This is a genomic window from Bradyrhizobium mercantei (assembly GCF_001982635.1).
GTDB lineage: Bacteria > Pseudomonadota > Alphaproteobacteria > Rhizobiales > Xanthobacteraceae > Bradyrhizobium > Bradyrhizobium mercantei.
Map to the genome: position 1 here is coordinate 224,184 of NZ_MKFI01000010.1, position 20,604 is coordinate 244,787.

General features: G+C 64.1%; 22 protein-coding genes. 14 read left to right on the forward strand and 8 right to left on the reverse strand.

Annotation, left to right across the window (positions count from 1 at the left end; all coding sequences use genetic code 11):
- Position 1: 1 nt before the first annotated feature.
- Complete coding sequence (locus BI327_RS36985; protein ID WP_076866319.1) at positions 2-415, reverse strand: TadE/TadG family type IV pilus assembly protein; 414 nt, start codon at positions 413-415, stop codon at positions 2-4.
- A 400-nt stretch (positions 416-815) separates the two neighbouring features.
- Here BI327_RS36985 and BI327_RS36990 point away from each other — a divergent pair, with 400 nt between their 5' ends.
- On the forward strand, positions 816-1,703 hold the full coding sequence (locus tag BI327_RS36990) for a LysR family transcriptional regulator (RefSeq protein WP_245335044.1): 888 nt from the start codon (positions 816-818) through the stop codon (positions 1,701-1,703).
- Positions 1,704-1,733: 30 nt separating this feature from the next.
- Here BI327_RS36990 and BI327_RS36995 read toward each other — a convergent pair whose 3' ends face one another.
- Together BI327_RS36995 and trhO are read right to left on the reverse strand one after the other, a co-directional pair.
- Positions 1,734-1,949: a SlyX family protein gene (locus BI327_RS36995; RefSeq protein ID WP_076866324.1), complete on the reverse strand. Its 216-nt coding sequence runs from the start codon at positions 1,947-1,949 to the stop codon at positions 1,734-1,736.
- Positions 1,942-2,733, reverse strand: coding sequence for an oxygen-dependent tRNA uridine(34) hydroxylase TrhO (gene trhO, locus BI327_RS37000; protein ID WP_076866326.1), 792 nt, complete (start codon positions 2,731-2,733; stop codon positions 1,942-1,944). Before trhO ends, BI327_RS36995 begins: the two co-directional genes overlap by 8 nt.
- 193 nt (positions 2,734-2,926) lie before the next feature.
- Between trhO and ggt the strand changes: the two genes are divergently transcribed.
- The 3 genes from ggt to BI327_RS37015 are packed head-to-tail and all read left to right on the forward strand — an operon-like array spanning position 2,927 to position 6,060.
- Complete coding sequence (gene ggt, locus BI327_RS37005) at positions 2,927-4,513, forward strand: gamma-glutamyltransferase (protein WP_076866328.1); 1,587 nt, start codon at positions 2,927-2,929, stop codon at positions 4,511-4,513.
- A gap of 35 nt (positions 4,514-4,548) precedes the next feature.
- Complete coding sequence (locus BI327_RS37010) at positions 4,549-5,007, forward strand: FKBP-type peptidyl-prolyl cis-trans isomerase (RefSeq protein WP_089025696.1); 459 nt, start codon at positions 4,549-4,551, stop codon at positions 5,005-5,007.
- A 45-nt stretch (positions 5,008-5,052) separates the two neighbouring features.
- The gene (locus BI327_RS37015) at positions 5,053-6,060 is read left to right on the forward strand and encodes a D-2-hydroxyacid dehydrogenase family protein (protein WP_076866331.1); all 1,008 of its coding nucleotides are present in this window, start codon (positions 5,053-5,055) and stop codon (positions 6,058-6,060) included.
- Between the two features lie 56 nt (positions 6,061-6,116).
- Here the strand turns inward: BI327_RS37015 and BI327_RS37020 are convergent, their stop codons facing one another.
- Positions 6,117-6,332, reverse strand: a complete 216-nt coding sequence (locus BI327_RS37020; protein WP_076866401.1) for a CsbD family protein — start codon at positions 6,330-6,332, stop codon at positions 6,117-6,119.
- 129 nt (positions 6,333-6,461) lie between these two features.
- On the opposite strand from BI327_RS37020, the gene BI327_RS37025 reads away from it, so the two are divergent.
- Both BI327_RS37025 and BI327_RS37030 read left to right on the forward strand, forming a co-directional pair.
- Positions 6,462-6,986: a cupin domain-containing protein gene (locus BI327_RS37025; RefSeq protein ID WP_076866333.1), complete on the forward strand. Its 525-nt coding sequence runs from the start codon at positions 6,462-6,464 to the stop codon at positions 6,984-6,986.
- A gap of 54 nt (positions 6,987-7,040) precedes the next feature.
- Positions 7,041-7,778 (forward strand): enoyl-CoA hydratase/isomerase family protein, encoded by a 738-nt coding sequence (locus BI327_RS37030; protein ID WP_076866335.1) that lies wholly within the window; start codon positions 7,041-7,043, stop codon positions 7,776-7,778.
- Positions 7,779-7,891: 113 nt separating this feature from the next.
- Here the strand turns inward: BI327_RS37030 and BI327_RS37035 are convergent, their stop codons facing one another.
- Positions 7,892-9,418 (reverse strand): amidohydrolase family protein, encoded by a 1,527-nt coding sequence (locus BI327_RS37035; RefSeq protein ID WP_076866337.1) that lies wholly within the window; start codon positions 9,416-9,418, stop codon positions 7,892-7,894.
- A gap of 275 nt (positions 9,419-9,693) precedes the next feature.
- Here BI327_RS37035 and BI327_RS37040 point away from each other — a divergent pair, with 275 nt between their 5' ends.
- The 3 genes from BI327_RS37040 (at position 9,694) to BI327_RS37050 (ending at position 11,762) form a co-directional block, all read left to right on the forward strand.
- Positions 9,694-10,710: an alpha/beta hydrolase gene (locus tag BI327_RS37040; protein WP_076866339.1), complete on the forward strand. Its 1,017-nt coding sequence runs from the start codon at positions 9,694-9,696 to the stop codon at positions 10,708-10,710.
- Positions 10,711-10,813: 103 nt separating this feature from the next.
- A complete protein-coding gene (locus BI327_RS37045; protein WP_076866403.1) occupies positions 10,814-11,248 on the forward strand; it encodes a VOC family protein in 435 nt (144 codons plus the stop codon).
- Positions 11,249-11,273: 25 nt separating this feature from the next.
- Positions 11,274-11,762: a VOC family protein gene (locus BI327_RS37050; protein ID WP_076866341.1), complete on the forward strand. Its 489-nt coding sequence runs from the start codon at positions 11,274-11,276 to the stop codon at positions 11,760-11,762.
- Positions 11,763-11,810: 48 nt separating this feature from the next.
- On the opposite strand, the gene BI327_RS37055 is transcribed toward BI327_RS37050, so the two are convergent.
- Positions 11,811-13,004 carry a hypothetical protein gene (locus BI327_RS37055; protein WP_076866343.1) on the reverse strand — a complete coding sequence of 398 codons (1,194 nt, stop codon included), beginning with the start codon at positions 13,002-13,004 and terminating at the stop codon, positions 11,811-11,813.
- Positions 13,004-13,714 carry a FecR family protein gene (locus BI327_RS37060; RefSeq protein ID WP_076866344.1) on the reverse strand — a complete coding sequence of 237 codons (711 nt, stop codon included), beginning with the start codon at positions 13,712-13,714 and terminating at the stop codon, positions 13,004-13,006. Before BI327_RS37060 ends, BI327_RS37055 begins: the two co-directional genes overlap by 1 nt.
- A 237-nt stretch (positions 13,715-13,951) precedes the next feature.
- Between BI327_RS37060 and BI327_RS37065 the strand changes: the two genes are divergently transcribed.
- Positions 13,952-15,256, forward strand: a complete 1,305-nt coding sequence (locus BI327_RS37065; protein WP_076866346.1) for a phospholipid carrier-dependent glycosyltransferase — start codon at positions 13,952-13,954, stop codon at positions 15,254-15,256.
- 60 nt (positions 15,257-15,316) lie between these two features.
- On the opposite strand, the gene BI327_RS37070 is transcribed toward BI327_RS37065, so the two are convergent.
- Positions 15,317-15,949, reverse strand: a complete 633-nt coding sequence (locus BI327_RS37070) for an OmpA family protein (protein WP_076866347.1) — start codon at positions 15,947-15,949, stop codon at positions 15,317-15,319.
- A 163-nt stretch (positions 15,950-16,112) separates the two neighbouring features.
- Between BI327_RS37070 and BI327_RS37075 the strand changes: the two genes are divergently transcribed.
- From BI327_RS37075 to BI327_RS37090, 4 genes are all read left to right on the forward strand, one after another.
- Entirely contained in the window at positions 16,113-16,355 is a 243-nt protein-coding gene (locus BI327_RS37075; RefSeq protein WP_076866349.1) for a hypothetical protein, read from the forward strand.
- 77 nt (positions 16,356-16,432) lie between these two features.
- Positions 16,433-17,596 carry a winged helix-turn-helix domain-containing protein gene (locus BI327_RS37080; protein WP_076866350.1) on the forward strand — a complete coding sequence of 388 codons (1,164 nt, stop codon included), beginning with the start codon at positions 16,433-16,435 and terminating at the stop codon, positions 17,594-17,596.
- A gap of 207 nt (positions 17,597-17,803) precedes the next feature.
- Positions 17,804-19,129 (forward strand): MFS transporter, encoded by a 1,326-nt coding sequence (locus tag BI327_RS37085; RefSeq protein ID WP_076866352.1) that lies wholly within the window; start codon positions 17,804-17,806, stop codon positions 19,127-19,129.
- 345 nt (positions 19,130-19,474) lie between these two features.
- Positions 19,475-20,581: an efflux RND transporter periplasmic adaptor subunit gene (locus BI327_RS37090; protein ID WP_076866354.1), complete on the forward strand. Its 1,107-nt coding sequence runs from the start codon at positions 19,475-19,477 to the stop codon at positions 20,579-20,581.
- The last annotated feature ends 23 nt before the right edge of the window (positions 20,582-20,604 follow it).

Genomic DNA, 20,604 nt, shown 5'->3' on the forward strand with positions numbered 1-20,604 from the left:
CCTAGAATCCCCCGTACTGAATCGCCGCCGAGCGGACGATGGTGCTCGCCGGCGCCGGGACGAAGGGCAGCTTGTAGATGAAGTTGCCGGCCGCGTTGTAGTTCACCGTCACGATGTAGACGTTCGCGTTCGAGGGGGACGGCGCTGCATTGACGGTGAGATTGCCGGGGACCAGCAGCGGATAGGTGGATGCGTTGGCGGTGACGTAATTCGTCGCGAGGCTGTTGCGCTCGGTGTCGGTCATTCCGGCGATCGATGAGCGCGCCGCTTCGGCGGCGAGCTGCTGCACGCCGTGCACCATGGCGAGATATGAGCCGAATACGATGATGCCGAAAATGAAGGCGAGAAACAGCGGCAGCATCAGCGCAAATTCGACAGCAGAAGCGCCGTTTCGACAGCGAAAGAACCTGGTCATTGGCAATACCTCGGAACGCAGCCTACAGCGTCACGTTGCGAGGCTTTGATTAAGGAAAGCTATGAAAACGCTTCCGCGAATCAGCGACGTCAATTCAGATGAATGGCAGCGTTAGAAATTATCAGGTGCGCGCCGCGTTATGGGGCGATCAAAATCCTTGATGCTGTGTCCGCAGAATTCCGGGGTCTGACGGTGCCGAGGTGCTGTGCGCGTGTGCAGATGCAGTCGTTCGATACCGTAGCTCTACGTGGAAATGCACGTAACAATACATATGGCCTGCAAGAGCAGCCCCTTCGCGACAAATTGCGGCTAAACGAAAGTGCAACCAAATGTTAGTATAGCTGAATCACATACTATAGAGATCGCAATTGCGTCCCGTGCTGAGATTGGAGGGCCCGCGATGCACAGACCACGCCAGCATTTGAATATTCCTACTGAAATCGTTCGTACCGTCGTTGCGATTGCAGAGACGGGAAGTCTATCGAAAGCCGGGGAGCGTCTCGGCCTCAGCCAGCCGGCGATCAGTTCGCAGGTCAAGCGACTGCAAAGCCTGATCGGTGGCGCGCTGTTCGTCAGAACCGCAAACGGCACCACAACCACTGAGCTCGGCAAGGTCGCCGTGCAGCAGGCGAGGCGAATCCTCGAAGCCAACGACCAATTGCTTCGGCTCGGCGGCAATCATGAAGGACCCCAGCCGCTGCGGCTGGGAATGAGCACGATGCTCGCCGAGGAATTCCTCAAGCTCCATCCGGCCGACGCGCTCGCCGACGTACTGGTTCACGCCGACATGTCGCCGATCGTCATCCGAGGATTGATCGACGGCTACATCGACATCGCGTTCGTCTACAGCAACCCCTCGCTGGAGAACGAAGACGAGGTGACGATCGCCGCCGAGGCCGACGAGCGTTCGGTGTGGGTGCGGTCACGCGATTTTGTGCTGCGGCCGGGCGCCCCGATCCCGATCCTGGCGTGGCCCGGCGACGACTGGATGATCCGGACGCTCACCAAGCACAACATCTCGTACAAGATCGTGTTCAGGAGCCCGAACCATCAGCTGCGACTGGAAGCCGCACGGGCCGGATACGGCCTGACGGCGTGCCCCGAACGGATGATTCCGTCCTCGCTGGTTTCGGCCAAGGATTATTATCTTCCGGAGCTTCCGGTGCAGAAGCGCTTGCTGTGTGTCCGCCCGGGCCTCGAAGGAAGCCGCGCGACGGCGATGGTGCAGCGGTTGTCCAACCTGTTCTTCAGCGGCGCGAAGCCGATGCGCCAGGTGAGCAACATGTAATCCGATGCCGCCGCAGTCCGGCGGCATCGATCAATAATGCGGCGGGCGCTCGTTGGCGGAGCCTGGCGCCTGACGTTCGGCCTCCTGAAGGCGGTCGCGCAACTCGACGATCTGGCGCGTCAGCGCGTCGATCTGCTTCCATTGTGCCGTGATGGTCTGGTTCAGCGTCTCGATGGTCTCGTCCTGGTAGGTCAGGCGGACCTCCAGCGCCTCGATCCGTTCGCTCAGCTTCGCCGTGTCATTCATGGATGGCGGCCCCGCACGAGCTGATCTCGCTCTCGGCCTCGCTTGAAATTGCCGTCGTGCGCTCGCGCAGGCCGTGGCCGAGCGCGACACGTTCGTCGAACACAAAACAGTCGCCGCGCCAGCGGCTCTCCTGCTGCGGGGTTTCCTCGAGATATCTGAGGATGCCGCCCTTGAGGTGATAGACCTCGTTGAAGCCTTGCGCGAGCAGATAGGCGCTCGCCTTCTCGCAGCGGATGCCGCCGGTGCAGAACATCGCAATCCTGCGGTGCTTTTCGGGATCGAGGTGCCGTGCGGCAAATTCCTTGAATTGCCCAAAACTCGAGATCCTGGGATCGACCGCGCCGTCGAAGGTGCCCATCGCCACCTCGAACGTGTTGCGGGTGTCGAGCACCGTGATGTCGGGAGCGGCGATCAGTTCGTTCCAGTCGGCGGCATCGACATAGGTGCCGACCTGCCGGGTTGGATCGACCGTGGTGTCGCCGAGCGTCACGATCTCCTTCTTCAGCCGCACCTTGAGCCGCTGGAACGGCATCTGCGCGGCTTCCGAGAATTTCAGCTCGAGATTGTCGAGGCGGCCGCCGAACAGCGGCCCGTATCTGAGTTCTGCGACGAGGCCGTCGATGGCGTCAGTGGTGCCGGCAATGGTGCCGTTGATGCCCTCATGGGCGAGCAGCACGCTGCCCTTGAGTTCGAGCCTGGTGCAAAACGCGCGCAGCGGCTCTCGCAGTGCGCGGAAATCGGGCAGCGCGGCGAATTGGTAGAAGGCGGCGACCTTGAGCGGCATGGCCGGGGTTTATCAGGCCGGTCAGGCCGGCGAAACCCCGCAAAGCCATGCGTTATCGGGATAATTCCTCTGGCATGCCAGGCATTGCCCTGCCGGGGACGAATGTGCCATGTACTTGCAGCCCCTTGGTAGCCCCTTGGCACCCATCCGCCGCAGCACCATCAGACCATCACGATCAAGCGAGCACTCCGTCATGAGGAATTTCCATTTCGCCGGCCGTTCCACCGTCCACGCCCAGAACGCGATGGTGGCGACGTCGCATCCGGAGGCGGCGCTGGTGGCCATCGAGGTGATGCGCGAGGGCGGCACGGCGGCTGACGCGGCGGTCGCGGCCTGCGCGCTGCTCGGCGTCATCGAACCGCAATCGACCGGCATCGGCGGCGACTGCTTCGCGCTGATCCAGCCGCGGGGCGAGGGCAAGGTCACGGCCTACAATGGCTCCGGCCGGGCGCCGATGGCGGCCACCGCCGATTGGTACCTCGAGCGCAAGATCCATTCGGTGCCGTTGACCTCGGCGCATGCCGTCAGCATTCCCGGCGCCATCGATGCCTGGGACGTGATCCTGAAAGACCACGGCAAGTTCGGCTTCGACCGGCTGCTGCAGCCCGCGATCAAGGCGGCCGAAGAGGGCTATGTCGTCGCGCCGCGTATCGCCTTCGACTGGAAGAACGGCTTTGAGAAGCTGAAGAACGGCACCAACACCGAGCGCTATCTGCTGCCGCACGGCAAGCCCGCGGTCGCCGGCGACGTGATCCGCCAGCCCGAGCTCGGCAAGACGCTGCGCACGATCGCGCAAAACGGCCGCGACGCCTTCTATAGCGGCGAGATCGCCGCCGACATGGTCGACACGCTGCGCGGCATCGGCGGCCTGCACACGCTGGAGGACTTCGCGGCGCATTCGACCGAGACGACGGCGCCGATCGGCACGATGTACAAGGACCACGACGTCTGGCAGTGCCCGCCGAACGGCCCCGGCATCACCATGCTGGTCATGCTCAACATCCTGTCGCGGTTCGACCTGACCAAGTTCAAGCCGCTCAGCGTCGAGCGCTTCCACCTCGAGGCGGAGGCCGCCCGCATCGCCTACATGATGCGCGAGCAGCACATCGGCGATCCCCAGCAGGTGCATGTCGACGTCGCCGGCATCCTCTCCCGCGAATTCGCCGACGAGCACATCAAGAACATCCGGATGGACGCCCTGCTCGACCTGCCGAACGTCGCACCGCCGATGAATCCGTCGACGGTCTACATCACCGTGGTCGACAAGGATCGCAACGTCTGCTCCTTCATCAACTCGATCGCGCATTCGTTCGGCTCGGCGATCGTCTCCAACAAGACCGGCATCCTGCTGCAGAACCGCGCCGGCGGCTTCCGCATCCAGCCCGGCCATCCGAACTGCATCGCGCCGGGCAAGCGTCCGCTGCACACCATCATCCCGGCGCTGGCCACCAGGAACGGCCGCGCGGTGATGCCGTTCGGCGTGATGGGCGGGCAGTACCAGCCGGTCGGCCAGACCCATGTGCTGACCAACATGCTCGACTACGGCTGCGACATCCAGGAAGCCATCGACATGCCGCGCGGCCTGCATTACGAAGGCGTCTACCAGCTTGAGGACTCGGTGCCGGCCGAGATCGTCGAGGGCCTGAAGAAGATCGGCCACAAGACCACCAGCGTGGTCGCGCCGCTCGGCGGCGGCCAGGGCATCTGGATCGATTGGGACAAGGGCACGCTGACCGGCGGTTCGGATCCCCGCAAGGACGGCTGCGCGCTCGGCTACTGACCAGAATCAATATCAATCAAGGAAGGACGTCCAAGATGCGATCTTCACGACGCACGATCATCAGGACTGCGTTCGCCGGCCTTGCGGCCGCAGTCTCCACGTCCGTTGTCAGCGAAATGGCAGCGGCCCAAACTGCAGGAAAGCCCATGACCACAGCTTCAGGCCTCCAGATCATCGACAGCAAGGTCGGCACCGGCGCCTCGCCGAAGACCGGCCAGACCTGCGTGATGCACTACACCGGCTGGCTCTACGAAAACGGCCAGAAGGGCAAGAAATTCGACTCCTCCGTCGACCGCAACGAGCCGTTCGAATTTCCGATCGGCCAGGGCCACGTGATCAAGGGTTGGGACGAGGGCGTCGCCACCATGAAGGTCGGCGGCAAGCGCACGCTGATCATCCCGCCGGATCTCGGCTACGGCGCGCGCGGTGCCGGTGGCGTGATCCCGCCGAACGCCACGCTGATGTTCGACGTCGAGCTGCTCGGTGTAAAGTAAGCTCCGGCGGCCGGATAACCGGCCCACAAGAACAGGGGCGCAGCGATGAAGATCTCGATCCTCGATGATTATTTCGACACGCTGCGCACCCTCGATTGCTACCGCAAGCTCGACGGCTACGACGTCAGGATCTGGAACGATCATGTCCAGGACGTCGACGTGCTCGCCGAGCGGCTCTCCGACACCGACGCGCTGGTCCTGATCCGCGAACGCACCCAGATCCGCACCCCGCTGCTCGAGCGTCTGCCGAAGCTGAAGCTGATCAGCCAGCGCAGCGTCTATCCGCACATCGACATCGACACCTGCACCCGGCTCGGCATCATCGTGTCGTCGAGCCAGCACGCCGATACGCCGTCCTACGCCACCGCCGAGTTCACCTGGGGCATGATCCTCGCGGCGATGCGCGCGATCCCGCAGCAGATGGCGGCGCTGAAGGCCGGCAAGTGGCAGATCGGCGTCGGCCATACGCTGCGCGGCAAGACGCTCGGCATCTACGGTTATGGCCGCATCGGCGCCGTGGTCGCGGGCTACGGCAGGGCGTTCGGCATGAACGTGCTGGTCTGGGCGCGCGAGGCCGCGATGGCGAAGGCGCGCGCCGATGGTTACGAGACCGCGGCCAGCAAGGCGGATTTCTTCGCGCGTTGCGACGTGCTGTCGCTGCACATGCGGCTGGTCGATGCGACACGCGGCATCGTCAAGGCGGAAGACCTGGCGCGGATGAAGGAGACCGCGCTGATCGTCAACACCAGCCGCGCGCCGCTGATCGAGCCCGGCGCGCTGGTCGACGCGCTGCGCGGCGGCCGGCCCGGCATGGCCGCGATCGACGTCTACGAGAAGGAGCCGCTGCGCGACACCGCCGACCCGTTGCTCAACATGGACAATGTGGTCTGCACGCCGCATCTCGGTTACGTCTCGCGCGACGAATACGAGATCCAGTTCACCGATATCTTCGATCAGATCGTGGCCTACGCCGCCGGCACGCCGACCAATGTGGTCAATCCGGATGTGCTGGCACGTCCGGATGTGCTGGCACATCCGAGCCCGCGCGGCTGACCAGCGTCGCGCGTGCTCGAACGGCGGGCCCGATGACCGGCCGTCTCATCTCTCATTCAGCGAGACCAGTGGCCGCCCGAGGTGGCCCGGCTGATTGCATGTCCGACGATCCGCTTGGCGCCGCCGAGTGCCTTCTGTCCCTTGCCCTTGGCTTGCTGGATCGCGCCTCTGCCGTGCATCGTCAGAGAACCGGTGGCCTTGCCAAGGCGCCGCCTGAGCCTGCCGATCGCCTCGTTAGCCGTGCCCCTGATCTTGTCGGTCGTGCTGGTCATGAAATGCTCCTTCGGAATACGCTGATGCAACGCGCCGGAACATGGCAATGTTCCGATTTTGCGCTCGCTTGCGCGCGTGCTTTTCGGTAGCGTTCCGTGCACGAAACATGTCTGACGAAAGCAAGAACGATGAGCGGTTCCCACGATCACACCCATTCCCACGACCATGATCATCACCATCACGACGACGAGCGCTGGAAGCACGACGGCGTCCGCGTGATTCCCGGCAACCAGCTCGATCCGAATGTGCCGTCGACCGCCGGCATGGACCGCAAGGCCGCGATCAATTTCGCCCGCGTCGGCGCGCAGAAATTGTGGGCAGGCACCGTCAGCATCAAGCCGGACGCCAAGACCGGTGCGCATCATCACGGCCATCTCGAAAGCATCATCTATGTCGTGAAGGGCAAGGCGCGTATGCGCTGGGGCGAGAAGCTGCAGTTCACCGCCGAAGCCGGTCCCGGCGATTTCATCTTCGTGCCACCCTACGTGCCGCATCAGGAGATCAACGCCAGCCCCGACGAGGTGCTGGAATGCGTGCTGGTGCGTTCCGACGGCGAGGCCGTCGCGATCAACCTCGACATCGAGCCGGTCGAGAAGCCGGAGAACGTGCTGTGGGTCGATCCGGTGCACCGGCATCCCGACGAGAAGAAATAACGGCGCGGCAAGGCCGCGCCGACAAGCAATAACAACAAAACCAGGGAGGCCGGCATGTCGCTCGTTCGCTACGAGAGCGCCGATCACGTCGCGACCATCACGATGGCTCGCAATGAAAAGCACAATGCGCTGAACAACGCGTTGTGCAGCGAGTTGCGTGAGGCGTGGCTGCGCTTCCGCGATAGCGACGATCGTGTTGCGGTGCTGGCTTCCTCGGAGGAGAAGTATTTCTCGGTCGGCGCCGATGTCGCCGACCTTCCAATCAACATGTGGCATGCGGTGCCCGGCCTGGGTGTTGACCTCGACAAGCCGGTCATTGCGGCGACGTCGGGCTGGGTGGTCGGCGGGGCCTTCGTCCTGGTCCAGATGGCCGATCTGTGCGTGGCCTCCGAGACGACGCGCTTCATCTATCCCGAGGGCAAGATCGGCACGACGGCCGGTGGCGTCTCGTCGGTGATGGCGCGGATGCCGCACAAGATCGCCATGGAATTTCTGCTGGTCGGCGAGGAAATGTCGGCGGAGCGTGCCTTCCAGATCGGCTTCGTCAACAAGGTCGCCCCAAAGGGCCAGCATGTCGCGATGGCGCAGGAGATGGCCGCGAAGATCGCAGGCAACGCGCCGCTGGTGGTCCGCGCGCTGAAGAAGCTCGCCCGAGAAGCGATGCCGAAGGGGCCGCTGGAGACGGTCGCCGACGTGCGGCGGCTGCTCGACGAAGTGCGCGACAGCGATGATCTCAGGGAAGGCGTCAAGGCATTCAGCGAGAAGCGGGCGCCGCGGTTTACGGGGAAATGACACCCCAGCTGCGCGTCATTGCGAGCGAAGCGAAGCAATCCATCTTTCCGACCATGCGGATTAATGGATTGCTTCGTCGCTTGCGAGCTCCTCGCAATGACGGTGTTAGAGCCTTACGCAAACACCGTGTGATCAATCGCTCCGTTCGGCACCACATAGCCGTAACGCGTGTTCGACGGCTCGGGGCCGGCCTTCTCGTACTGCGCCTTCATCATCGCGAAGCGGTCGCCCCTAAGGTCGAGCATCGCGCGCTTCGGCTGAATGTTGTAGAGCCGCGCATTGTTGTCACCGAAGATCGCGCTCTTCACCGGCCCGTCGGCGGCGCCGAGCGGTGCGTAGCCGAACTTCTTCTGCATCACCTCGGGGATCTCGAGCCGCCGCAGGCCCTCGATCTGCCATTGCGGCGCGCCGGTCCACAGCGCATCGGTGCCCCAGCAGACATGATCGACGCCGAGCCCCTTGATCAAGGTGCCCATCAGCGCGGCGCAGACATTGGGCTCGGCGACCAGCGTGGTCGCAAACAACTGCCCGACATCGCCATAGACATTGCTGACGCCGTACTGCGCCGGGATGTCGGCGAGGTCGCTTGTCCAGGCGATGCGGCCGGTGCGCTCGAATTCGGCGAGCGCGACCTTCGGATCACCGCCGACATGGCGATAGGCCGAGTGATAGATGATGAAGTTGAGCTGCGGCCAGTCCTTGGCCGCCTTGCCGACATCGGCGACGTCGGCAAAGCCGCGCAGGTTCGGATACTGCTTCTCGATCCCGGGCGGGAACAGCCCCTTGTGGACGCAGACATTCTTGATGCCCGCCTTCACCATCTTCTCATAGCCCTTGTAGGCGACCTGCTCGTCGTCCAGCCGCCACGGATAGCGGCTGATCTCCTTGTGGGTGTTGTCGCCGATCGTATAGCCCTTGCAGGATTCCGGCCTCAAGGCCAAGGCGGCGTCGAGCTTGTCGAGCCAGCCGGGCTGCCCGGGCGTGAAGATCGCATGGCAGAACACGCGCCGCGAGCCGGCCTCGTCGTTCATCTTCTTGCGCGCGTCGGCCATCTGCTCGTTGGTCAGGAACCAGTCCTGCTCGATATCCGAGGGCGCCGAGGAGATCAGCGCGATCTTGGTGTCGGAATCGAGAAACATCTCCTTCTTGTAGTTGCTGAACTTCAGGTCCTCGATGGTCTGCTCGTGATCGTTGAGCTCCTTGTTCCAGCCGGCCTTGCCGACCGCCTTGCGCATTTCCACGAAACCCATGATGCGGGTGTCGTCGCGCAGAAAATGCGTGTGCATGTCCATGATGAACTGGTCTTTCAGGCCGTTGGCGCGCTCCTGCGCCATCGCGGGCGTCGCGGCTTCGGCCGGCGTCACGTCGAACAGCTGTCCATAAACCTGGTTCATCGCGACGAACGAGGCGGCCATGCCGGCTGCGGTCTGGAAGAATTTCCGGCGATCGAGGCCCTGCTTGCCGCCGAGATCGTCGGCCATCGCGAGCAGCCGCGCCTCGACCTCGCGCTGCCGTTCGTTCTGCGGGTCGGGATAAAACTCGTCGCTGGAGACGATCTGGGTCGGGATCGGCGTCTGGTACTGGCACAATTCGGAGGGCATCAAGGCGGCAAGTTCTTCTTCGGTGAGATTGCTGCTCATTCTTCGCTCCCGCTTCTCGCCGGATTTTTCCGGTCGGACCGCGGCGGAGACTAGGACCAAGTCCGTCCGTCGTCCGCGCCGATTGGCGGAAACAGCGTTCACAAAATCGTGCATCAACGCCGCTGTCATTGCGAGGAGCGCAAGCGACGAAGCAATCCATGCCTCCGCAAGCGGCGCCATGGATTGCTTCGCTTGCGCTCGCAATGACGGTTGTGGATGCTGGCATCACGCAATCTCAGGGCCGAAGCCCTGTTGTTCCGAAGGGGAGGCGAGCCATGAAACCATCAGATCATTCGCGGCGCACCATCATCAAGGGCATCGGCATTGCGACCGCAGCCGGCGTACTCCGCGAGGCGCCGGCTCATGCCGCGATCGCCGTTCCCACTGAGGGGGAAATATGGAGCAACGAATACTGGGCGAAGAAGGGTGACATCCCCCTGTGGATGTTCCGCAAGCGGGTCGGCGCGCCGAAGCCGGGCGAGCCGGCGCGGCCCGTGGTGTTCTTCGTGCACGGCTCGTCGGTGACATCGAGGGTGTTCGACCTCACGGTGCCGGGCAAGGGCGAGTATTCGCTGCTCAATGTGTTCGCGCGCTACGGCTTCGATTGCTGGACCATGGACCACGAGAACTACGGCAAGTCCGGCCGCACCGCGGGCAATGCCGATATCGCAAGCGGCGTCGAGGACCTGAAGGCGGCGGTCGAGATGATCGCGCGCGAGACCGGGCAGACCAAATATCACTTCGTCGGGGAATCCTCCGGGGCGCTGCGCGCCGGTGCTTTTGCGATGGCTGCGCCCGATCGGATCGACCGGCTGGTGTTCGCCGCCTTCACCTACAAAGGCGAGGGCTCGCCGACGCTGGCGAAGCGCGCCGAGCAGCTTGCCTATTATCGCAGCCACAACATGCGCAAGCGCGACCGCGACATGATCCGCTCGATCGCGACCCGCGACAAGCCTGGCACGTCTGATCCGGCTGTGATGGAGGTGCTGGCCGATGTCGAGATGCAGTTCGGCGACCAGATCCCGACCGGCACCTATCTCGACATGACCGCCAATTTGCCGGTGGTGCATCCGGAGAAGGTGCTGGCGCCGGTGCTGCTGGTTCGTGGCGAATATGACGGCATCGCGGCGGTGCCTGATCTCGAGGAGTTTTTCAACAAGCTGCCGAACGGCGACCGGCAGTTCATCATCCTGCCCGGCACCGCCCATTCGGTGGCGCTTGCCACCAATCGCGAGCTGTTCTGGCATGTGACACGGGGATTTCTGACCATGCCGGCACCGATCGTGACCTGAGGCCGCCTGCGGCAGGACGCCGCAATAAAAATTTCCGCGGCGATGTCGGGAAGCGGCTATGCGGTTCGTCCTCCGCGCACAACCCGCAAAAGGAGCGCCGTTCATGGCCAATCCCACAATGATCTTCGTCAACCTGCCGGTCAGCAACCTCGCCAAGGCCACCGCGTTCTACGAGGCGATCGGCGCGACCAGGAATCCGCAATTCTCCGACGACACCGCTTCCTGCATGGTGATCTCCGAGACCATTTTCGTCATGCTGCTGACCCATGACAAATTCCGCCAGTTCACTCCGAAAAAGATCGCCGACGCCAGGACCACGAGCGAAGTGCTGGTCTGCCTCTCCGCCGAGAACCGCGATGCGGTCGACGGCTACGTGACCCGGGCGACGGGCGCGGGCGGCACGGCCGATCCGTCGCCGAAGCAGGATTACGGCTTCATGTATGGCCGCAGCTTCGAGGATCCGGACGGGCACATCTGGGAAGTGATGTGGATGGACGTCGAGGCCGCGACGAAGCAGTCCGCCGCTGCCACCGCCTGATCGCTCGCCGGCAAGGAGTTCATCGATGTCAAAGGTGTCACCCTGCCTGTGGTTCGACGGCGAGGCCGAGGAGGCCGCGAAGTTCTACGTCTCGCTGCTGCCGGACTCCCGCATCGACAAGATCCAGAACAACACCGTCGACGGCCCGGCCGGAAAGGCCGGCACGGTGCTGGTGGTCGAATTCACCCTGGCCGGTCAGCGCTTCATGGCGCTGAACGGCGGGATGAAGATGGAGTACACCCACGCGATCTCGTTCTCGATCGACTGTGTCGATCAGGCCGAGGTCGATCGGCTCTGGGCCGCGCTGCTCGCGGATGGCGGCAAGGAGGAGCAGTGCGGCTGGCTGCGCGATCGCTTCGGCGTGTCCTGGCAGATCGTGCCGCGGCAGCTTCACGGCTACATCGGCGGCCCCGATGCAGCCGGCGCTGCCCGCGCGATGCAGGCGATGCTCGGCATGATCAAGCTCGATGTCGAAGCCCTGCGCCGGGCCTATGAAGGCAACGCCGCGGCGTGAGCCCACTTCTTCCCCGCTCCGCGCCTGCGGGGCGGGGAAGCGCTCGCTTCAATAATTGATCCGTAGTCCCACGCCGCCATGCACCGTGTTGCCGACCGGCTGCGGCCCGGCGGTGCCGTTGAGGAAGACGTCGGCGACCCAGCCCTTGGTGATGCGGAAGCCGACGCGGCCGCCATATTCGAACCAGCCCTGGTTGCCGATCGTCGGCACGATGGTGCCATCGCCGGTGACGGTGGCGACGATGCCGGAATGGGTGGCGAAGGATTGCACCCAGCCGCCATTGATGTTGGTTTCGATGTTCGATCCGAACAAATGCGTCCACTGGCCGCCGATCTTGACCAGGCTGGTGCGATCGGTGCCGTCGGCGATGGTTGCGTCGAACGGATTGAAGGCCATGGCGGGATCGCTGTAGCCCTTGACCCGCTGCCACAGTTGCCAGACCTCGACCGAGGCCGCGACCTCGTCACGCGCGGACAGCCGGCTGATCCAGCCCGCGCGCCCGTAGACGCCGTAATTCTCGCTCGAGGTCTGGCTGGTGACCGACACCGGACCGAGGCTTGTCGCGTAGCTGCGGGTGTAGCGCACCCGCTCGGACGGCGAGAGGATGGTGCCGATATCGAAGAACGGGCGCGACGAACCCCAGTCGACGAAGTCGTAGCGCAGCGCGAAGGCGCCGATCGGCGCGCTGGTGACGTTGTAGCCGCCCTCGCCATACTGCGTGTAGGCGATGCCGGCGAGCAGCGACAAATTCGGCGTGATGGTCTTGCGGCCATGGATGCCGGCCGAGAACGAGCCGGCGGAGCCGAAGGCGCTGATGCAATCGTTGCAATTGACCTGCTCGTTGACGCCGAGCAGCACCGACCCGAGCACGCGGTTGGTGATCATCTGGTTGAAGCGCTGGTCGGCGAGGCCGTTGATCGAACTGCCGCTCGAGGGCGCGCCGGTGATCGGTGTCGGCGTTGGCGTCGGGGTCGGAGTCGGCGAGGGGCTCGGCGTTGGGGTCGGCGTGGGAGTCGAGACTGGCGTTGATGTGGGAATAGGTGTCGGCGTGGGACTCGATCCACAGTTCGACGGCACCGAGAACTCGCTATCGGGAATCGACGTGCAGCCCGTCGTCGGGGTCGACGTCGGCCTCGGGGTCTGCGCCCGGGCCGGCGCGGCCAGCGCCTGCAGCATGCCGAGCGACAGCGCCATGGTCAGCGCTGCCGACAGGATCAGGTGACGGATGCGGCGTGCCATCATTACCGTCCGCACAGCATGCCGGTGGGGTCGTCTTCGACCGGCGGCGTCACCGGCGTCGCATCGGCGTACTGGGTGACAGTGCAGAGCCCGGCCGCCTGGCTGCAGGTCGCGGCGAAGGTCCAGGGCGGGTTGTTGGTCTTCTGGATCGTGGTGCGGCCACCGCTCGAAGTGATGATCGCGGTGTCGCCGGGCTGGGTCAGATCGATGCACTGCCCCTTCGACGCACACACTGTCGATGCGCCTTCCTGCAACACCACCGTGGTCTTGCCGCGCTGTGACAGGATATCGAGCACCGTGCCGCGGACGCCGATGGTCGCAAGCGGCGTCGTGATCTTGTAGGCGGCCTTTTCCGAATGACCGGTGACGAAGCGGAACGCGCCCGATGTCATGCGGATCGCGACATCGCGATAGTGATGCTCGTCGTCGAACACGGTGCGATCGAGCTTGAGCGAGGCATTCGGTCCGAGCGAGAGGTTGGTGCTGTCGGCCATCACCAGCCGCGCGGCGCTCTCGAGACCGGTGCGCACCGTCTCATCGCGCAGCAGCGCGTCGCCGACATTGATCGGCGTGGTTGCAGCCGCAACGCGGACGACCTCGTTCTTCACCATCGCCGCTTCGCCGACGCGTGTCTGCGCCTGGGCGGGCGATGCCGCCAGCGCGACCCAAACAGCGATTGCAGGAAAGCAGAAAAAACTGTGAGGCGAATTCATTGCAATACCGATCGATTTAACCCCATCATCGTACCGGATCACGCATGCAGCTGATATTGTATAATTGTCACAAGCTGTGTTGAGTTGAACTGGATGGTTAGTCTCAATGAATTCGACGACGTTCAACATCACGGCTGCGAAAGTGAGTTCCAGTCACACTCGTCACACGGGTCGCGCGCGACGATGGCTGTGTAGCTCACACATCACTCACACTTCCGCTCGCAGCGTGCCCATCCTTTGATCATCGCATCCGAATCCTCTTCCGTTCTGCAACGCTCCGCCGCGCGCACGGCGATCGTCGCGGCGATCATCTTCATCGTCGGCCATGTCGTGCTGCTGCTCGGGATCACCGCGCCGGACAAGCTCTATTTCGATGAGGTGCATTACGTGCCCGCCGCGCGGCAGATGCTGCTGCCGGTGATCGAGGGGCCGATGCTCAACCCGATGCATCCGCCGCTTGCCAAGGAGATCATCGCGCTCTCGATCAAGGCCTTCGGTGACGTGCCGCTGGGGTGGCGCTATCCCGCCGCATTGTTCGGTGCGCTCGCTTTGGTCGGCGTCTATCTCGGTGCGCTGGCGCTGTTCGCGTCGCAGGAGCGCGCGATTGCGGCGGCGCTGCTCGCCTTCTTCAACCAGATGCTGTTCGTGCAGTCGCGGATCGCGATGCTGGATATTTTCGCGCTCGCCTTTGGCCTGTTCGCGATCGCGGCCTTCATCCAAGGCTTCAGGCAAAAGCGGCCGCAGGCTGCCTTCGCGCTGGCGGGATTGGCCGCGGGGCTCGCCAGCGCCTGCAAATGGAGCGGGCTGTTCGTGCTCGCGACCTGCATCGCGATTGTCGTGACGATCCGCCTGATGCAGGGCTGGCGCACGCGCTTTGCCGACGCCAATGCGGAGGATTGGTACCGGCCCGACCTGTGGCCGGATTTCCGGCCGGCTCACTTCGTCGTCTGTTTCGCGCTGATCCCGGCGGCGGTCTATCTCGCGACCTTCGTGCCGCCATATGGCCTCTCATTGACCGGCCTCATCGAGGCGCAGCGCCGCATCTTTGCGGACAACACCACGAGCGCGATCGCGGGCCACACCTATATGAGCTCATGGCCGTCCTGGCCGTTCCTGGTGCGCCCGGTCTGGTATCTGTTCGAGAAAGTCGGCGACGACAGCTTCGCCGCGATCGTGTTTCTCGGCAATCCGCTGGTGCTGTGGCCGGCGTTGATCGCGCTTGTTATCGCGCTGCGCGACTGGATCATCGGCCGTAGCCGCGATGCGTTTCTCGTGCTGGCGTTCTATCTCGGCCCGTATCTCGCCTGGGCGCTGCTGCCGCGCACGCTCGGCTTCATCTATTACTATCTGCCGGCGGCGACCACCGCGAGCTTCGTGCTGGTCTACGCCTTGACGCGCAAGGGGGCGCCGCGCTGGCTGTTGTGGGCTTTCGTGGCCGTTGGATGCGCCGGCTTCATCGCCATGCTGCCGGTCACGGTCGCCGCCATCGAGACCTCGATGACGACCTTCAATCGGCTGATGCTGTTTCAGAACTGGATTTGATGGTCTGAGGCAAAGAGACCCGCCTGCCGGGCGCGGCAGGCGGATCGAGGCTGCGGGAGATTACTGCGACGCCGTCTTGGTATCCATGTTGACGACCTGCACGCGGCGATTGGTCGGGTCCATCGGCGCGCTCGGGTCCTTCGGCCGGGTCTTGCCGTAGCCGACGGTCACGAGATCAGAGCCGTTCAGGCCGTAATGCTCGACCAGATACTTCTTGATGGTGTCGGCGCGGCGCTCCGACAGGTCCTGGTTGTAGGCCTCGCCGCCGATCGCGTCGGTGTGGCCGGCGACCACGAAGGTCGAGCCCTTCATGCTGGCATCCGACAGCGCCTTGCCGAGCTCCTGCACCGCCTGGGTCGACCCCTTGCTGATGTCGGCCGAGTTGTAGTCGAAGTGAATCTCGAGATCGATCTTCGGCTTGTTGGCGGCGATGTCGGCGATCTCCTGGCGTTCGCCGAGCGAGAGCGAGCGGGTCTGCCGGTTGCGAACGGTGTTGAGGAAGCTCGTCTCCCTGGCCGTAGCTGCCGGGTCGACCTGCGCGCCGCCGGACAGGCTGCGGGTGGCCTGCTTCGGCTTCAGCGCATTGAGGATCTGGGCGGCCGGAACGGTGTCGCTGCCGGCCAGTGCAACGCCCGCCGTCATCGACAGCGCAGCGCCGATCGTCAAAAGAGACAAAGAAAGGGAGCGGGTCATGGTTTTCGTCCTTAAATGCCTTGCCAGCCAATCCGGCTTGCTGTCGGTTTGATGCGGGGAACCTAGGACCGGTTCAAAGCGGGGAATGTGATCTGGATCACGGATGGATGTGCCGGGCCCGCTTCCGGCAGGCGGGGGCGAGCAGCTGAGAGGGAGGGCCATCATGGCCCAGGTCAATCGCGTCCTTCGCTCGATCAATGACGAAGATGCTGCGCACTGCGTCGATATCTTCCTTCGCCCGGACGGCAGCATCGGCTTCGAAGAATACCGGCGCGACGTCGAAGATAGCCGCGGCTGGTTTCCGATCGGCGGTCATTCATCCAGGGTCTTCCATGAGGAAAGCGCCGCCTTCGACGCGGCGCTGCGGGCCGTTCCCTGGCTGCGGCGGGCCGTCGGGCTGGCGTAGCGCCTCGAATGATGCGGAGCTGATTTCCGTTTCCCCGCTCTCCACAGGCGCGCGAATCCCACTACATTGCCGGGGCAATGCCCCGCGCCGCCGAACCCCTTTCGTTGAACAACGCCGCTGCCCGCCACATCTGGCTGCGCGCGCAGCGGCTCGATACCAAGGCGCCGTTCGGGGAGGGGGCATCAGCCGTGGCGGCCGCCGTCGACCATCTCGGCTATGTGCAGATCGACACCATCAACGTGATCGAGCGCTGCCACCACCACATCCTGTTCACCCGCATTCCGGATTACCGCCGCGCCGACCTCAAGCAGGCGCAGAGCCAGGACAAGAGCGTGTTCGAATACTGGACGCACGCGCTGTCCTACGTGCCGTCCAAGGACATCAACATCTTCCTGCCGGTCATGAAGGCGCACAAGCGCGAGGGCCATAAATGGTACTCGTCGGTGACCCCGGCGGACACCCGCAAGATCATGCGGCTGTTGCGCGAGGGGCCGCTGACCATCCGCGACATCGAAGACGACGTGCTGACCGAGAAGGAGCATCTCTGGCAGAGCCGCAAGCCCTCCAAGCGTGCGCTGCAGCTCGCCTTCTATGGCGGCGTGGTTACGATCAGCGAGCGCGCCGGCATGCTGAAGACCTACGAGCTGACGAGCAGGCATTTCGGCTGGGACAAGCCGCCGAAGCCCGCGCCGGCCTCGGCCCGGACAGCCTATCTGCTCGATCGCGCGCTGCGTTCGCAGGGCATCGTCAGTCTGGACTCGATCTGCCATCTGGACGCGCCGAGCAAGAAGGCGGTGCGCGGCCTGATCGAGGCGAGGGTGCGCCGCAAGGAGCTGGTGCGGGTCGCGCTCGACGGCGCCGGCAAGCAGGAGCACTGGGCGCGGCCCGAAGTGCTGGACGCGACCGGCGAGGGGGATCCGTCGCTGGTTCACATCCTCTCGCCGTTCGATCCACTGATCATCCAGCGCAAGCGCACCGAGCTGTTCTTCGGCTATGACCACCGCTTCGAGGCCTATGTGCCGAAGGCGAAGCGCCTGTTCGGCTATTTCGCGCTGCCGGTGCTGGTCGGCGACGACATCGTCGCGGCGCTCGACCTGAAGACCGACCGGCAGAGCAGGAAGCTGCTGATGCAGAAATGGAGCTGGGTCGGCAACGGCAAGAAACAGGCGGCGCGCAAGGAGCTGAAGCGCCGCATCGAGGAAGAGCTCGACCGCTTCGAGCGCTTCCAATTAGCCGAGTAGAGTTCATCCGTCATTGCGAGGAGCGAAGCGACGAAGCAATCCACCTCGCCATTTGCGGCGCTATGGATTGCTTCGCTTCGCTCGCAATGACGCCGTGGAAAGCACGCGTAGTTCCCATCTGCGCTGTGCGCTATGAGCTTTTTGCCATTGCCCAATCCGGGGCCACCCAATAATCCTCAGGGCAAGCAATAGCTTTGGGGGAAACAGATGAGCCAGACCGCAACCCTCGCGCCCGGTAGCGGCGCTCGCAGCGAGATCGAGACGTCGACGATCCGCGCGATCTCCTGGCGGCTGATCCCGTTCCTGATCCTGGCCTACTTCTTCTCCTATCTCGACCGCGTCAATCTCGGCTTCGCCGCGCTCACCATGAACAGCGAGCTGAAATTCTCGCCGGTCGTGTTCTCGTTCGGCGCCGGCATCTTCTTCATCGGCTATTTCATCTTCGAGGTGCCGAGCAATCTGGCGCTGGAGCGGTTCGGCGCCAGCAAGTGGATCGCCCGCATCATGGTGAGCTGGGGCATCCTCTCGGCGTTGATGGCAGCGGTCTATGACGAGCACAGCTTCTACGCGCTGCGGTTCTTCCTCGGCGTGGCCGAGGCCGGCTTCTTTCCCGGCATCATCCTCTATCTGACCTATTGGTACCCGGCCGAGTATCGCGCGCGCTTCCTCGCCGCCTTTGCGCTGGCCGTGCCGATCTCGACCGTGATCGGCGCGCCGATCTCAGGCCTGCTGCTCGGCCTCGATGGCGTGATGGGGCTGAAGGGCTGGCAATGGCTGTTCGTGATCGAGGGCATCCCCTCGGTGCTGCTCGGCATCGTCACCTGGTTCTACCTGACCGACCGGCCGGAGAAGGCCGACTGGCTCTCGGCCGAGCAGAAGGCGTGGCTGAAGGCGAAGCTCGATGCCGAGGTCGCGGCCAAGCAGGCGGCGAAGCATTTTACGCTGTTCGAGGCGCTGTCCTCGCCGAAGGTGCTGGCGCTCAGCGCGATCTATTTCGGCTTCGTCGCCGCGCTCTATGGCGTGCAGTTCTGGCTGCCGCAGATCGTCAAGGCGTTCGGCCTGACCAACGCGCAGACCGGCTTCGTCACCGCGATCCCCTATGCGTTCGGCACGGTCGCGATGATCCTGTGGGCGCGCCATTCGGACGCCACGCGCGAGCGGGTCTTCCATGTCGGGGCGCCGCTGCTGCTGACCGCGCTGGCGCTCGGCATCTCCAGCTACATTTCCGATCCGTTCATGACCATGGTCGTGCTGACGGTCGCCGCGATCGGCATCTTCTGCACCTTCGCGGTGTTCTGGACGCTGCCGACCGCCTGGCTGTCCGGTACCGCGGCCGCCGGCGCGATCGCGCTGATCAACTCGATCGGCAACCTCGCCGGCTTCGGCGGGCCTTATCTGATCGGCTGGGTGAAGGAGGCGACCGGCAGCACGTCGACGGGCCTCTTGGTGCTCGCGCTGCTGCCGCTGATCGGCGGCCTGCTGACTTTCCTCGGCAGCCACGAGACCGAGACCGAGTTCGCCGGCGCGAAGTAGCGATCGCATGCGCGGGGGTCCGGCTGATCCGTCGCAGTGCGGATCGCGCTGTTTCGCTCCGCCCTGAGACCTCTGACAGGGACATGCCGGGCGCGTGGGACCGGTGTTTGCGTGATCCAGCCGCCGGTTCGAAAAAATCGAAAACAACCCCATGCACAGTCCCGGATTTCGCTTCGCTTCATCCGGGCTGGCCATCTTCCAAGTCTCGACTTCCAAGTCTCGACACCCGGAAATGCCGCCACGATCACGGCCGTCCTCACGAATAGGTTACTACTGACGAATATTGACATTCATCAGTGATAAATCGATACTCTTCATCAGTCGTCAGCCCGATGGAGATTTCAGATGTTCGTTCGTTCCATTTTCTCGAGCTATTACAGGCTCTTGACCGGAGCGTCGCTGGCTTTTGCAGTTTTCGCGCTGACCGGCTGCAACGAAAAGGCGGCCGAACAGGCCGATCCGGGACGCCCCGTTCTGGTGGCGACCGTCCATTACGAAGCCGAAACCCCTGAGCGTAGCTTTGTCGGCACCATCAAGCCCCGTATCGAAGCCGATATGGGCTTTCGGGTTGCCGGCAAGGTGGCCAAGCGGCTGGTCGAGGTCGGACAGACAGTCGACGTCGATCAGCCCTTGGCCACCCTCGACGAGGTCGATCTGAAGCTGCAGGCCGAGCAGGCGGAGGCCGAGTTCCGCGCCGCCACCGGCGTGCTGGCGCAGGCCGCGGCCGCCGAGCAGCGCGCCAAGGACCTGAAGGCCAAGGGCTGGACCACCGATGCGGCGCTCGATTCCGCCAAGGCGGCCGGCGACGAGGCGCGCGCGCGGCTGAACCGCGCCGAGCGCTCGGTCGAGCTGACCAAGAACTCCCTCTCTTATGCAACGCTGGTGGCTGACACCCGGGGTGTCGTCACAGCGACCATGATCGAGCCCGGCCAGGTGGTTGCCGCGGGCCAGGCATCGATCCGTGTCGCCCGACTTGGCGAGAAGGAAGCTGTCGTCGCGATCCCAGAGACGCTTCTTGCTCGTGCCAGGTCGGGCGTTGCCACGGTGTCGCTGTGGTCGGACGCCAAGAAGACCTATGCCGCGAAGCTGCGCGAGGTCGCGCCGCAGGCCGATCCCGCCACCCGCACCTATCTCGCAAAATTCTCGCTGCCGGATGCCGACGACGCCGTCTCGCTCGGCATGACCGCGACGCTGACGCTGGCCGACAAGGCGAGCGAGCGGGTGGCGAAGCTGCCGCTGTCGGCGCTGTACAGCCAGGGCGGCGATCCCTCGCTCTACATCGTCGACGACAAGGGCGACATCGCGCTGAAGCCGGTCAAGGTGAAGGCCTATGAGAGCAACAACGTCGTCATCTCGGGCGGCGTCGACGATGGCGCCAAGGTGGTCGCCCTCGGCGTGCAGAAACTCGATCCGGGCCAGAAGGTGCGGGTCGTGTCGTCGCTGTCGTTCTGATCGGTTGTTGTTCCGTCATTGCG

Bases quoted from the DNA above. Each gene is read 5' to 3' on its own strand.
- BI327_RS36985 (WP_076866319.1), bottom strand. From the start codon at position 415: ATGACCAGGTTCTTTCGCTGTCGAAACGGCGCTTCTGCTGTCGAATTT.
- BI327_RS36990 (WP_245335044.1), top strand. From the start codon at position 816: ATGCACAGACCACGCCAGCATTTGAATATTCCTACTGAAATCGTTCGT.
- BI327_RS36995 (WP_076866324.1), bottom strand. From the start codon at position 1,949: ATGAATGACACGGCGAAGCTGAGCGAACGGATCGAGGCGCTGGAGGTC.
- trhO (WP_076866326.1), bottom strand. From the start codon at position 2,733: ATGCCGCTCAAGGTCGCCGCCTTCTACCAATTCGCCGCGCTGCCCGAT.
- ggt (WP_076866328.1), top strand. From the start codon at position 2,927: ATGAGGAATTTCCATTTCGCCGGCCGTTCCACCGTCCACGCCCAGAAC.
- BI327_RS37010 (WP_089025696.1), top strand. From the start codon at position 4,549: ATGCGATCTTCACGACGCACGATCATCAGGACTGCGTTCGCCGGCCTT.
- BI327_RS37015 (WP_076866331.1), top strand. From the start codon at position 5,053: ATGAAGATCTCGATCCTCGATGATTATTTCGACACGCTGCGCACCCTC.
- BI327_RS37020 (WP_076866401.1), bottom strand. From the start codon at position 6,332: ATGACCAGCACGACCGACAAGATCAGGGGCACGGCTAACGAGGCGATC.
- BI327_RS37025 (WP_076866333.1), top strand. From the start codon at position 6,462: ATGAGCGGTTCCCACGATCACACCCATTCCCACGACCATGATCATCAC.
- BI327_RS37030 (WP_076866335.1), top strand. From the start codon at position 7,041: ATGTCGCTCGTTCGCTACGAGAGCGCCGATCACGTCGCGACCATCACG.
- BI327_RS37035 (WP_076866337.1), bottom strand. From the start codon at position 9,418: ATGAGCAGCAATCTCACCGAAGAAGAACTTGCCGCCTTGATGCCCTCC.
- BI327_RS37040 (WP_076866339.1), top strand. From the start codon at position 9,694: ATGAAACCATCAGATCATTCGCGGCGCACCATCATCAAGGGCATCGGC.
- BI327_RS37045 (WP_076866403.1), top strand. From the start codon at position 10,814: ATGGCCAATCCCACAATGATCTTCGTCAACCTGCCGGTCAGCAACCTC.
- BI327_RS37050 (WP_076866341.1), top strand. From the start codon at position 11,274: ATGTCAAAGGTGTCACCCTGCCTGTGGTTCGACGGCGAGGCCGAGGAG.
- BI327_RS37055 (WP_076866343.1), bottom strand. From the start codon at position 13,004: ATGATGGCACGCCGCATCCGTCACCTGATCCTGTCGGCAGCGCTGACC.
- BI327_RS37060 (WP_076866344.1), bottom strand. From the start codon at position 13,714: ATGAATTCGCCTCACAGTTTTTTCTGCTTTCCTGCAATCGCTGTTTGG.
- BI327_RS37070 (WP_076866347.1), bottom strand. From the start codon at position 15,949: ATGACCCGCTCCCTTTCTTTGTCTCTTTTGACGATCGGCGCTGCGCTG.
- BI327_RS37075 (WP_076866349.1), top strand. From the start codon at position 16,113: ATGGCCCAGGTCAATCGCGTCCTTCGCTCGATCAATGACGAAGATGCT.
- BI327_RS37080 (WP_076866350.1), top strand. From the start codon at position 16,433: ATGCCCCGCGCCGCCGAACCCCTTTCGTTGAACAACGCCGCTGCCCGC.
- BI327_RS37085 (WP_076866352.1), top strand. From the start codon at position 17,804: ATGAGCCAGACCGCAACCCTCGCGCCCGGTAGCGGCGCTCGCAGCGAG.
- BI327_RS37090 (WP_076866354.1), top strand. From the start codon at position 19,475: ATGTTCGTTCGTTCCATTTTCTCGAGCTATTACAGGCTCTTGACCGGA.